Here is a 12,615-nt window from a genome sequence, read left to right on the forward strand (position 1 = left end):
TATCGCCACAAAAGGCTGAAGCAGAATACTTCAAAACTTATAACGAGGTGGCCAGTTTTAGTTGACCACTACACTACGCTCTACAGCCAATTGCTCCAATATGTCACTCTGATGCGGAAACGGCGAAATATCAAAGAAATGGGTGGGGCTAGCCTCAAAATCTCCGCGCTGCTGGTTCAAGGCTTTTTTGAGTTTCTCGCTGCTCTTTGTGTCCCCGCTAAAATGTTCGAATTCATTGGATGCCCAATAAGTTTCAAAAGTACTCAATGATTTATTGATAATATGTGGGATTTCTTGCGAGGTAATTTTTAAATTCCACTCTAAGCCATTGGTTAGCGCTGAATGGGAAAGATTGGAAGATCCGATATAACCGGTGTGGTAGCCAGTGTTGCGCAAAAATAGATAGCTCTTAGCATGTAACCGTTCACGCTCTGTGTTGTAACTCAGCTTGACTTGGGTATTGGGCAAACTCGCCAAATATTCCACCGCTTTCGCGTCGGTAGCTCCCATGTATGAAGTGGTGATAATTTTTAGCTCACGGCCGCTAGACGTAAATTCTTCTAGCTCTTTGCGAAAAATTCGGATCCCAGCCCACTTAATAAATGACACTAGCCAGTAAATCTTATCTGCAGACAAGATCTCTCGCTTTAATTCAGATTCCAGCGACAATCCTGCATTGCTGCCACAAAACAGCTCACTTTGCGTTAAACCTGTTAGAGGAAAAACATCCTTAATGTAATTTTTTAAATCGGCTGAGATTGGATTTTCTAACTCGTATAGCGCGGTCAGAATTTTGCCTTGGCTAGCAAGCAAGTTGTCTTCAATAAAATCGCTATTTTGAATTTGCGTTTTAAGCCAAAGAAGCAATTGGTTGGACAAAGCAATTTGCTGTTGCAGGCGATCATCGCTCGCAGGCACTGAATCAATCGCATACTCAAGAATGTGCGAAAGGAAGCGAGATAACCAAGTGGATGCTTCGGCGCTATTAAGCTCACGTTCGCCAACATAGAACCGCTCTCGGTCAATGTGACCCTCGATAAGTTGGGTTATAAGCTGCTCATAAATTCCGACTTGTTGCATATGTTCCCTTGGATTCTGATGACTTGTTGTCAAAATACCTAAACGTTAAATGCCGGTTGTTTCATAGCTAACTCGGCCCGGCTGATCCCCAGCCGCTTAGCAACGGCTTGCCATTGCTTAACCGCATTTAATACTTCATCGTAAATTTGCGTGGCTTGGGTTTGAGATAGTCGGAAGAAGTCTTTTACGTCAAAGGCTAATTGGTAGTCTAAAGCGTTGTCTGCATCGGTAATGTTCAGATGCAGGCCATGCTTACCCACTATCGGGTTTAAATCATAAGCGGGTGATAACTTCCAACCCTTCTTTGTTAATAAAAATCCATGGTTACGCAGGTGATCATCGGTGTTGGACACGGCAATATTAAACACGATACGTCGCCATAACTGTGCTAAATCAGCTTCGGTTTGTGCACCAGAATTGGAAATAAATTCAGCAATTTCTAAGTAGCTGGCACCTTGAGATTGTTCACCATCATAGTATTGTAGTTGAGTCATGGCCGATGAAAAATGCAGCCGCTGATCGCCGTCGCGGTCAAACCGTTTGGTTAAAAAGGTATGATGCCCAGAGGAAAACTGCCTAATCTCACTTGGAAACATGTCAACACCTGCCGCCAAAGCCAATTCATAACAGACCATCTCCCACGCCCCCACATCAAAGGTATCATTTAAGTTGGGAAACTTGGCAATCCACAAGTGGCCTTGTTCATCTGCCACACAAGCCTTGGGTCTTGCACCACCTAATGATGAGCCTGGAGAAATCAGCATCTTCAACCAGCGATAATACTCGTCACTGTCGATGTTATCGTCTTTTTCAATCTGCATTGCTGCGTGCTCTAGCTCTCGCAAAAAAGCCATTGGCGGCGCAGCAAACTCAGAGTTGTCATCTAAGAAAGCATCCGAGCCTGCTTGCTTAAATCGAATACCACCCATCCGGTAAGAGTCATGTACGCCCAACAGGTAATCCAACTCGTTTAATCGACTTGTTGCTCGAATGCCTTTGCGCGCTTCAATGGCCGCACGCCGCTGCATTAAAATACGTCCCCATCTATCAGGCGACGAATCAAGAAATGCACGGAAGTTTTTATCGGCTTCATCGTTGTAGAGTACACCGGAGTGAAGCGTCAGGATTGGATCAATTTGCAAGCGATAGGCTGAGGTTAAAAATGCTTTATCGTAGGCAAAACTAAACACGCCACCTCTGCTTGAATCGCTGTAAGAAAGCAGCCCTATTAGCAAAGGCGCTTCAATTGGCTGCCAGTCGGCATAGACTTCGACAATTTCACGGCTCATCTTGAACCTTCCAGCAATTTTATGTTTTGCAGCTTGATACCCACTTCATCATGGGCGGCCATTTCTGCAAAGTTGCTTTCCATGCCAAGGACGGCCATCACTTTTAAGTAAGTGCCTATGGCAACGCCAGGATCACCTGCGAAGACTTTGTTCACGGTTTTATGATCAAAGCCAGTACGCTCACACAGCAGCTTTTTAGTAAAACCACGTCGCTTCATCGCCAACAGCAAGTCTTCACCAAAATGAGTCAGGATTTTGCGCTGCTTTGGAAACAGTACATTGTGTAAATCACGCTTAGCCATATCACCAACAAAAGGGACTATATTCCCATTATTTAATCATTACTCGGAATATAGTCCAGCTTTGAAGCCCAAGCAACTCCAATAAGTCAAACACGGGACTATATTCCCATTTTACTCATTATAATTGGATTTATATCCTACTTTTAGGTTTATTTTGCGCGTTGGCCAAGGCGATGATGTGAATCCCTGAATACTAAAGAGTACCAAATTACACTTTTATGCGCATAAAAATGTAAAATTCCGCACTTTTCTGCGCGTAAAAGTGTGAAATGCAAGTTGAGTACTCGTCTATGCGTTTTACTGAACGGTATTTTTTGCTAACAGCATTTGACCTGTCTATAACTTCATAGTTTATCGTCATTAACGCCCTGGTCTGTTTAAGCCAGTCGCCCGATTGTAAAAAATTAACGGAAAGGACGTTTTATCTGTGTATCGCATTTCTGAGTTAGCTGAAAAAGTCGGGCTGTCGCGATCAACCTTGCTTTACTATGAGAAGCAAGGCCTGTTGCATGGCACACGCCAAGACAACGGCTACCGACTTTATTCAGAAAAAGATGCTCAGCGGCTGCATTTATTACAGCAACTGCAAGCCGGTGGCTTAACGCTCAAGGAATGTAAGGCTTGCCTAGACAGCAAAGTAGAGCGCGAAGTGCTGAAGAGCCGCTTGCAACAATTGGAGCAAGATATAGCTCAAAAGCAACAGGCTCGAGATTTACTCGCCGCCTTGTTGGGTGAAGGCTCACTGCGGCCCTGGCATCAACTGACTGACAAATTAGCGCCGGATGTCCATCTGGATTGGTTAAAACAGCAAGGTTTTAATGAACAACAAGCCCTGCATTTAAAATGGTTGTCAAAAGATATGAACGAACACGATCAATATATGGCCGACTTTATGAGAGTATTCCAACGCTTAGAGCGTTGGGGGCCGGGCTGCGATGCCGATACACTAAAAGCGTTATCAACGCTGCCAACAGCGCCAACCCAGATCGTTGATATTGGCTGTGGCAAAGGTTTTTCAACCCGTTTATTGGCACGGCACACCCAAGCACAGATCGTGGCAGTAGATAACGAGCAAAGTGCACTGGATGAACTCGGTGAACGCCTTGCTGAGCAGGAGTTAGATACCCGCATTACCTTAAGCTGCGCCAGCATGACGGACCTGCCCTTTGCCCCTGCCAGCTTTGATTGCATCTGGTCAGAAGCGGCGGCTTACATAATGGGTGTTGAGCAAGCGTTAACCCAGTGGCGTAAATTACTGACTGATCGTGGCTATATGATAGTCAGTGATTTGGTATGGTTAACCGATAGCCCAAGCCAAGAAGCTATAGCGTTCTGGGCAGGTGAATACCCAGATATGCAAACCATCGAAAAACGCTTAGGGCAAATGCGCCAAGCTGGTTTTGATGTGATGGATCATTTCACTCTGAGTGAACAAGCATGGCACGATTACTATCAACCGCTCAAAGCACGAGTTGCAGAAATAAAAGCAAGCATGCCAAACTCAAACGCCCTTGCAGATATGGAGCAAGAAATTACGATTTATGAACGCTACCTAGGCGAGTTTGGTTATCAGATGTTTGTGCTACGCAAAGGGGCGTAACAAGTTGTCTTTTAGCAAATAGTTGCGTATAGCCAATTAGATGGTACGGTTACAATCGTATCCATTTTGGAATATATTTTGACTATAAGATTCCTCAGTATAGTTACACTTCACTACGCCAATACAATCTGGTTCATCACCTAGCTAAGTATTGGGTTATCGTATCACTATCCCAATGGCCGTGGTTTATAGAATCATCGTAAGGCTCGGTCCTGACGGGCACCACCAAGAAGTCGATTTTGGGTTTTCGACTGAATGGCTGGCTGCCTTTTATTTTATTATCCAGCATTATTTTCAACAGTTTGGCACTAAATATCGGGGCCGCATCATGTTTAATGACTTCATTATTGAGCAAGTCTTCCACTGCAGAGCTGACCTGAACATCAACATTTTTTAAGCTCTCTGGGCGATAGAAGGTGCTGGTTGGCATGGCTAAATCGCAGTGAATAGAGTAGTGGCCAGTAGCGGTTTTTAGAAAAGTGGCTGCGCCATAATTTACCGGTCCGGCCTCCTCGGTGATGACCAATTGATAACAATCTGCCAGTTCAAACCCTTCAATAATGTCGCCGCCAAAGGCTGTCATGGCTTCAGGGTATTCCCGACCTTCAAGCAAGCAGGGCTCAAACGTGACACCGGTTATTCCCTCACGTTCACATAAAGATTTGAACTTAGCTGAGACCAATATACTTGGCGATGAGTATACGATGTCTAAGCCCAGCAAGTGGTCTGGCCAAACTCTCTGTCTATTGGCCTGCCACTGTTTAGGAAAGGACAACGTTCCCTTAAACAGGTGTTCTTGATATGAAGCATAGGAAGCAGCCAACTCTTGTCTGATTGGACCATGTTTGATGATCGCTCTTTCATCCCCTTTTAATAAAAGATTATAAAAAGGAAATCGGTTGATACTCTTGTTTGTCGTGGTGACCACCCAGCTCAATTCGTCTTCTGTGTACAGCTCAGCGGCCAGATTTTCTTCAAGGAAACCTGAGACTTGGGCTTCGCCATAGAGTTTTATCATCGGGTAGTTCCTTTTTAGTATTGGACCATCATAGGGTCAAAAGTAACACTGCCCAAGTGAGCCTGGCTCCAAACACTGAAGGCCTATAGTTTTTACTGAATATTCTCTATTCGGTTGCTGCACGGCTTTTATGCTCATAACAGTGTACTTGAGTAATATACTATAGGCTCTTATTGCTCTTCGCAATTACGCCCACTCAATGTTCACGTATTGCTGCTAAATACTAAACTCAAATGTCTGAGTCAGCAGCAGTTGGATATTCGCCTTTCTTGGCAAACGTTTTTTATTTGCATAGCGCTTTGGGTCAACGGTGATAAATCCCCAAAACTGTAAAAAATGATTAATAAAGCGCGCTTCAATGCGCATGCTGAGGTGCTGTTGTGAGGTGTCATATGTATCGCGAGGGAACTGGCTCACAAGATCAGGAAAAGCGATGCATACTTCTGCAATGAGTTGATCAATAGAACCGTGACTTTGCAGTCGCCATAGCATAAATAACCAAAAGGTTCGTAAATCTACATTGTCTTGCCAGCTATCGAGATAGCCCCAGTTGTACTGAGTAATAGCCGCCTCTAACATGGGCTGGAAGAAAATGCTGAGACCATGGCTTTGATACTGCTTCTGCGCGGTTTTTTTAATCTGAAAGCGGCCATTTCGACGATAAATAATTCCAGCAATTTCAGCCAACACTCGCGTGTAATGAAGGGCTATAAACTTGTCCTCATTGCTACCCATATAGTCGCTAATACTTGGCTCCAGTTCATACTCTGCGACTGCAAACTCAGGCAGTAAACCACTGGCTTGCTTAACCAGTTTTGTAGGTAAATTACCTTTACTCGTCGCTTTAAATGAGCCACCTTGTTGCACGGCTTCATCTAAAATAAGCGCCAGATAACGCATCACGGGGCAGGAGGATAAGTCTACTGGTGTATTAATCGTCACCCCAATCAATTCGTTAAACGGGGCATACAGCCAGTTAGCCATTTGTGTGGGTGAAAGACCACAAAAATCAGTATGAGGTTGGTTGTTCCTTTGTGCCATTTTACGCTGCACCACCCGGCTTAACTCATCTAGGGTTAGATTCGGGTTCATTGCTACAGTTTGCGCAATATCATCAAACACGTCAGCCTGTTGTTTAGCAGCATTATTCATACAACAACGCTGATATATTGTGCTACTTCCACATGGGCAAGGATCGTTTCGGCTTATCTTCATGCTAGGTCACTCTGCGCTATTTATTTTTTAACCGCAGCGTCATTATATCTGCTCAATTCACTATTCCAAGACTGCTTTTTATTCTAGATATGGCGCTATTTGAGCATGGCTTGCTACTGACCTGTCAACAAAATTGATAACTCCAAAGTATAACGGCTAAATAATATTAATCACTAAAGTGGTCAAGAATGGCAGACCCTTTAAGAACTAACTAATGGAAAAAACCGAGCTAGCCAAGTTATGAAAACTTGGCTTTATTAGCATTTACATTAAATCATTAATAGAACATGGCATGGCTTTACTCAGGCCATGTAACGCAAATATATCATGGCCGAGTACATCGGCATGATGGCGATTAACACACTCGCCAAAGTCTTGAGTAATGCCTTGGTATTGAAATCTGCGGCTGGGTAACCCCATCCAAGTTTCACGCTTTTGTCCTATTCGACTTTTTCCACTCCACAGTATGCGGTTTTTGACTGTATATACCTGACTGTGTTGGTTTTGGTAGTAGTGCTGGTTACCCTGCATTTGCTGATATAAGGCTAAAATTTCAGCCCGATTAAGATTTTTCAAGCTACTTTGTTTCAACCTTGAGCCCCAACCTAGCAATACTTTTTCCATAAAGTCTCGAGTAACATTACCTGGGCCATTTAGCCGCTTTTCTCCCGAGCTACCACCTGTTGTATCCGAGTTACCAACCAAGGTGGCATGACGTCCAGGCATGTAGCTCGTGTAATATTTAGTACTGGAATGCAGCCTTGGCATCCTCGCTTTAAAACCAAATGAGCGTTCGTCTGCAGCAAATAAACACACAATTTGTTTAACATTACTACGCAATGTTTTGTAATCTTTGAATGCATTCACACCACCCGGAACAGGGTCACAAGCAAATATATTGACTGGAATATTGCTGAGTTGAGGATCTTTGGCCATTCGGTTTGCTAGCTCAAAACAGCTAACCCCGCCGCGACTCCAGCCAACCATATTAACTTGAGTGATCGGGTTTAGGCGCCGCTCTGCGGTAATGTTACCACGCTGCAATGACATTGCATGCTTAAGATCTCCAGCCAGTTCTTTCGTATCTCTTTGCCATTCTTCGTATGCCGACGTAGTTAAACGTTGCCATAGGCTGGGTTTCTTTTCCGACAGCATATCTTCAGCACGCCTTTGATAGTTTCCCTTATCAACAAAGCCCCCCCGCAGAACATTTAAAACATGGTTCATGTTACTATCAATACCACGACCCATAGTTCCAAGGGTATTACCATAAGTGTCATCCTTGGTATGCTTCATCCATTCACTTTGGTTCCCGCTACCCACGCCGTCTACTTGTAAATAATCTAATGTTTCTTGACCCACTGCATTTTTGGCTAAGGTCGAAATAAGCTCACCTTCAAAATAGTTACGGTGGCCATGGTCATTGGCATTTGAGCCAGTACCACAAAAGAAAACAGTGAATATAGCCATGTTTGTTACCTCATCAAACCGAATCAGCAACAAGCATAGCAAGTGAAGAAATAGATTTTGTTAGCAATTAAGTCCAACTTGTTTGAATTTTACAATTTTTTAACTAATGTCTCATTTTTCAATGGCTTTCCTCACAACGGACTCTATACTCATCCTTATTTATTGCGCTGATGAAGATGTCGCAAGCCATACAAGGAGTTTTTATGTTATACGGGCAGGCAGCAGTGACAGAATCAGGGATCCCTCCCACTCATGCTAACGTTTTTAGTCAGGTCGCTCAAAATCAAAACAGTATTATCATTTCTCGCTCTGTCGGTAAGTATGCGACTCAACTTATTCTAGAAAACTACGCCACCAAAGGTTTCCACATAAAGACCAAATCTTGCAATTGGGGACCTATGGCTGGTTTTGTGTTGGCCGACCCTCGCTTTTCAAAAAATGGGGTCGCGGCAGATAAAGTACGTAGCCAATTGAAAAGTGTAAACAGTGCACTTCATGAAGGCGCTACCTTAAAAGGGCTGTTTATTACCGAAGCTCGCCGTCGCGCTCTACCTGCACTTTTTGCTGGAGATGGCTCAACAACTTATGTCGAGCATCATGTTTCCGATAATGAGCGCCGCATCAGCACATCGAAAGGCGGACTCATTCTAGAGTTCATATTGAAACGACAATTGCCACATCGCGTAACAGGAGGAGGAACTACCCGCTTGTGGGCTGTGTGCTATCGCCATCGTCATCAACTACCAGAAAAAAAATTACTTGGCCCTCAAATCACTACGAGCTTCGGTCAGCTATATCAAGTGATGGGATTAACCGATCCCCGAGGCGACAAGGCAACCAAAGCAACTTATCGCGCGGTGATGACGGGAGACTATGATTTATGGGGCTGCTTTCCATTGAAATCACTTTACAACCCCAATGGCGACGATAGACGTAGGGTTCGTGATTCAAATAATCAGCTCTTTAATTTTGATACCTTTACCGCCCAAGAAAGTCGCCATACAGGCAATATGACACGCCGTTTACATGCTGTAAGAAACAGGTTGAATACTGGCTTTCGTAACACAGGGTACCAAGGGGGTAACATCGTTCATCACAGTGACGAAGCTGGCCGCCCTATGGTCGACAACTTAGAAGTGGAGTCAATTGCGTTTTTCCCTAGTGGCGAACGAATGTTTTTTACTACTATTTCTGATTATAAAGATTTCATTGAAATGGCACGCAGCATGGGTTACCAGACCATTTTAAATGCTTGGTGGCACTTATATAAAGAAGCCGACACCGAGCGAATGAATAATATCCTAGCGAGTCGAAACGCTCATATAGGTATCTTAAATAGCATTAAAGCTCGTGGTATTCAGTACTAGTTTCTTTCGATCCAACCACGAAGCCTTTGGGCTTCGCATAAAATATATGTTTCATGAAAGAAATGAAGTGCCTACCCTTGGGTTGATTTGAGATGTGAGCGAATTAAGATCAAGCCTAGTGGAATAGTCACTAGGCTCAATGTAGTTAAACTCGATTCGTCAGTGTGAATGACTACTTAAAAATGATAGAAACGGCTATTTTACTAAAGTAGCCATCATTTCTGTATAGTTTTTGCTCAATAAGCAATCCCTGCTAAACTCAAAGGTACTCCCGTTATGGCTTTATAGGCGTGTAGTGGCATGGATGACCCAAACTTTAAAACGAGCTCAGAGCCAGACTATTTTTCTCCACGCTTTACTAATTTTAGTGATTCAAGATCGCACTTATTAGCGCAACTAAAACACCTTTTTGACTATGAACCTCAACAGCGTTTAAAACAGCATGCTGATGTCTGTCAATTCAGTTTCGGTTTATTAAGCCTATGTGCCAAGGTAGAACAAGTCTATTTAGTCCAATTTTCGGGGACTGGCGGTGGCCAAATCTTAGCCCATACTGAAATTGGATCGCCTCAGGTAAGCCATATTATTGAACAAGAAATTCATTTAAACCTGTCAAATACCAACGCCCTCAACGCCCTTAATAAATTAAACATGTCAGCATCTTGGCACTGTATTAACTTACTAAATAACAATCTTTTTTTGCGTCCTTCTCTCTATTTACTAATCAGCGCCGAATTTGCTTCTCCCGCTATCGAACAACTAGCACAACATATACTCAAAGCGCGCTTAAATGCATTACTTGCCAACGGCCAATACCAATTAATTAGTCCTTCTGCTTATCAAGATTTGACGCTACAAGCTGTAAGTAATTCAGCCATGGATAAGCTTTCTGAAAAGCTTAGAGTCACCCTACAACCTTATCTTCCTGACGTTGAAAATTACGTCATTCTATTGAATGACAGTGAACCAAATATGTTCTTCACCAGTACAAAAGCACTAACTGCGCCTTTATATCTTTACCTAGCTGAGCTAGTGATTAAAAATGGCAAAGCACGTTTTCTCACCCCTTTAAGCTTTGCTCACTTGCAACATGCACAACAAAAACAGCCGCCTCTCTACACCCTTAAACATTCTTGGTTTGGCGCGCCCATTCTTTATGATGGTAGATTATTAGGAGTACTGGCTATCTGCAGCCACTCTCATACCTTTGGTATGCAAAGAGAAATACAAAATTTAGTGGTGTATTGTGCGCATTTGTCAGCCTTAACTTTGCAGCGTCAATTAACACAATATTCCTTGCAAGAAAATTTACGTTTTGACCGACAAATACAAAGCAAAATTAAGCAACTCAGCCAATCAAATAGGAAACTAGAGCAAGAGTTAAGACAATATCAAAGTATTAGAGAAAAACTGACTTATGGCGCTTTTCACGACCCTTTAACTCAGCTAGGTAACAGAGCACTGTTTATTGAAAAGTTAACGGTCGCATTCAAACGCGTAAAGCGTCATGTTGATGAAACTTTTGCTGTCATATTTATTGACCTCGACAAGTTCAAAAACATTAATGATTACTACGGTCATCACATGGGAGATCAAGTGTTGATTAGTAGTGCTCGGTTATTAGAAGGCTGTATAAGACAGAATGATGTGTTAGCACGCTTTGGTGGTGATGAGTTTGTTATTCTACTCGATAAAATAGCAGCGAAAGAAGACGTGATAGAAATCTCCCAGCGCATTGTCGCCGCGTTTGAAGCCCCAATGTCCCTTGGTCACGAGCTCTTAACTTGCAAGTGCAGCCTTGGTATAACGCAGGTTAATAACGAATACACCAGTGTCGAGCAAATTTTAGAGGATGCCGACAACGCCATGTATATCGCTAAACATCGTAAATCTCATGTTAGCTTTCACCAAGACAATGGACTTAATAAAGACAGCGCAAAATTGAGCAAAGATTTATTAAACGCATTATCTCATGGCGACATTATCCCGCACTATCAACCGATGATCCGGCTGCAAGATAACTCTTTAATGGGCTTTGAAGTGGTCGCTCGCTGGAGTGACCGTAAACATACTTTACGCAAAGCCCTAGACTTTATTCCTTTTGCCGAAAAATCGGGTCTTATTATCCAACTAGATTTGAACATTTTGCGTCAATCTTGCAAGCAGCTGTATCAATGGCAACAACTGGAGTTGCACCCCAAACACATTCGTGTCGCGGTCAATTTATCACCTAAGCACTTACTCAACACGGAATCTGTTAATACTCTTTTGGACATTATCAATCAAGCTAAGGTATCACCGAAAAATTTAGTATTTGAATTCAGTGAAAAAGAGTTTGTGCGACAAAATCAGTCTTCTTTTGAAGCTTTAGATAAGTTGCGCGCTGCGGGCATTTTAATCGGCATGGATGATTTCGGCACGGGCTTTAGCTCCCTTAATGCCTTGTTCGACTATCCAATTGATTTTATCAAAGTTGATCGTTCTTTCACCAGTCGAATGCTCAGTTCGAAAAAAGATTTATCACTCATGAGGGCGGTGCGCGATTTAAGTAATGACTTAGGTTTCCAAGTGATTATAGAGGGGATAGAAACGATACAACAGCATAAAAAATTAGTCGAAATAGGGTGTGAATACGGCCAAGGCTATTACATCGCCAAGCCAATGAAGCCCGGCGATGTGGAACATTTATTTGAAGCTTAGTCGGCACATCCATTCCAGACTAATTCGCCTAAAACCGCTAGCGGGTAAATTTCGATTTTAAGGTTTCAAACGAACTATCTATTTCTTTAATCGATTTAGCGGTCAAATTTTCTAACTCAGTACGCGATTCATTGTATTGCTGACGAACCGCTTTACTTTTAGCCTCAATGGCGTCGCGGGCCTCCAATTTTAATAAATGGGATTGCAGCTGAGCTTCATCTAATGCTTGTTCACCCTTGTTTTTGACATCTTTAGAGTGCTGATAATATTGCTCAACCACTTTACCTAATTCATCCCACTTATCACGCGCTTCCATGACCGCAAGATGCCCTTTTAGCTTAGTCTCATCGTAGTTTGACTCTAACGATTCATAGGCTGTTTTCAACTTATCCGACATGTTATCTAGATGCTTTTGAGTTTCACGCCACGACTGCTGACCATTTTCTTTCAGCTTGCCAGCTTCTTCGGCTAAGCTACCTTTCAAAGATTCGAGCTTTTCATTTACTGCTTTTAACGACTCTTTCGTCTTCATATGTTACTCCACTATTGTTGGATAATTTCAAAGACCACAATG

At 42.9% G+C, this 12,615-nt stretch carries 9 protein-coding genes and 1 pseudogene; 3 read left to right on the plus strand and 7 right to left on the minus strand.

Features of this window, described 5'->3' with window-relative positions; translation table 11 throughout:
- Positions 1-69: 69 nt before the first annotated feature.
- The 3 genes and pseudogenes from Q4519_RS10430 to Q4519_RS10440 form a co-directional block, all read right to left on the minus strand.
- A pseudogene (locus Q4519_RS10430) lies at positions 70-1,080 on the minus strand (phospholipase D-like domain-containing protein); the annotation flags it as partial.
- A 38-nt stretch (positions 1,081-1,118) separates the two neighbouring features.
- Positions 1,119-2,369, minus strand: a complete 1,251-nt coding sequence (locus Q4519_RS10435) for a type II toxin-antitoxin system HipA family toxin (protein WP_303512005.1) — start codon at positions 2,367-2,369, stop codon at positions 1,119-1,121.
- Entirely contained in the window at positions 2,366-2,671 is a 306-nt protein-coding gene (locus Q4519_RS10440; RefSeq protein WP_004249763.1) for a helix-turn-helix domain-containing protein, read from the minus strand. Before Q4519_RS10440 ends, Q4519_RS10435 begins: the two co-directional genes overlap by 4 nt.
- A gap of 427 nt (positions 2,672-3,098) precedes the next feature.
- Here Q4519_RS10440 and Q4519_RS10445 point away from each other — a divergent pair, with 427 nt between their 5' ends.
- The gene (locus Q4519_RS10445) at positions 3,099-4,271 is read left to right on the plus strand and encodes a MerR family transcriptional regulator (RefSeq protein ID WP_303512006.1); all 1,173 of its coding nucleotides are present in this window, start codon (positions 3,099-3,101) and stop codon (positions 4,269-4,271) included.
- Positions 4,272-4,407: 136 nt separating this feature from the next.
- On the opposite strand, the gene Q4519_RS10450 is transcribed toward Q4519_RS10445, so the two are convergent.
- From Q4519_RS10450 to Q4519_RS10460, 3 genes are all read right to left on the minus strand, one after another.
- Positions 4,408-5,289, minus strand: coding sequence for a hypothetical protein (locus Q4519_RS10450; RefSeq protein WP_303512008.1), 882 nt, complete (start codon positions 5,287-5,289; stop codon positions 4,408-4,410).
- A gap of 216 nt (positions 5,290-5,505) precedes the next feature.
- On the minus strand, positions 5,506-6,504 hold the full coding sequence (locus Q4519_RS10455; RefSeq protein WP_303512009.1) for a YecA family protein: 999 nt from the start codon (positions 6,502-6,504) through the stop codon (positions 5,506-5,508).
- A 264-nt stretch (positions 6,505-6,768) separates the two neighbouring features.
- Entirely contained in the window at positions 6,769-7,974 is a 1,206-nt protein-coding gene (locus Q4519_RS10460) for a hypothetical protein (protein ID WP_232801634.1), read from the minus strand.
- Between the two features lie 203 nt (positions 7,975-8,177).
- Between Q4519_RS10460 and Q4519_RS10465 the strand changes: the two genes are divergently transcribed.
- On the plus strand, positions 8,178-9,341 hold the full coding sequence (locus Q4519_RS10465; RefSeq protein ID WP_303512012.1) for an anthrax toxin-like adenylyl cyclase domain-containing protein: 1,164 nt from the start codon (positions 8,178-8,180) through the stop codon (positions 9,339-9,341).
- Between the two features lie 300 nt (positions 9,342-9,641).
- Positions 9,642-12,041 carry a GGDEF domain-containing phosphodiesterase gene (locus tag Q4519_RS10470; protein ID WP_303512014.1) on the plus strand — a complete coding sequence of 800 codons (2,400 nt, stop codon included), beginning with the start codon at positions 9,642-9,644 and terminating at the stop codon, positions 12,039-12,041.
- 37 nt (positions 12,042-12,078) lie between these two features.
- Here Q4519_RS10470 and Q4519_RS10475 read toward each other — a convergent pair whose 3' ends face one another.
- The gene (locus Q4519_RS10475) at positions 12,079-12,573 is read right to left on the minus strand and encodes a hypothetical protein (protein WP_232801631.1); all 495 of its coding nucleotides are present in this window, start codon (positions 12,571-12,573) and stop codon (positions 12,079-12,081) included.
- Positions 12,574-12,615: the final 42 nt, after the last annotated feature.

Origin of the sequence: Motilimonas sp. 1_MG-2023, from assembly GCF_030547455.1 — a bacterium.
Taxonomy (GTDB): Bacteria; Pseudomonadota; Gammaproteobacteria; order Enterobacterales; family CBDFNC01; genus Motilimonas.

Bases quoted from the DNA above. Each gene is read 5' to 3' on its own strand.
- Q4519_RS10475 (WP_232801631.1), bottom strand. From the start codon at position 12,573: ATGAAGACGAAAGAGTCGTTAAAAGCAGTAAATGAAAAGCTCGAATCT.
- Q4519_RS10450 (WP_303512008.1), bottom strand. From the start codon at position 5,289: ATGATAAAACTCTATGGCGAAGCCCAAGTCTCAGGTTTCCTTGAAGAA.
- Q4519_RS10460 (WP_232801634.1), bottom strand. From the start codon at position 7,974: ATGGCTATATTCACTGTTTTCTTTTGTGGTACTGGCTCAAATGCCAAT.
- Q4519_RS10435 (WP_303512005.1), bottom strand. From the start codon at position 2,369: ATGAGCCGTGAAATTGTCGAAGTCTATGCCGACTGGCAGCCAATTGAA.
- Q4519_RS10470 (WP_303512014.1), top strand. From the start codon at position 9,642: ATGGATGACCCAAACTTTAAAACGAGCTCAGAGCCAGACTATTTTTCT.
- Q4519_RS10455 (WP_303512009.1), bottom strand. From the start codon at position 6,504: ATGAAGATAAGCCGAAACGATCCTTGCCCATGTGGAAGTAGCACAATA.
- Q4519_RS10440 (WP_004249763.1), bottom strand. From the start codon at position 2,671: ATGGCTAAGCGTGATTTACACAATGTACTGTTTCCAAAGCAGCGCAAA.
- Q4519_RS10465 (WP_303512012.1), top strand. From the start codon at position 8,178: ATGTTATACGGGCAGGCAGCAGTGACAGAATCAGGGATCCCTCCCACT.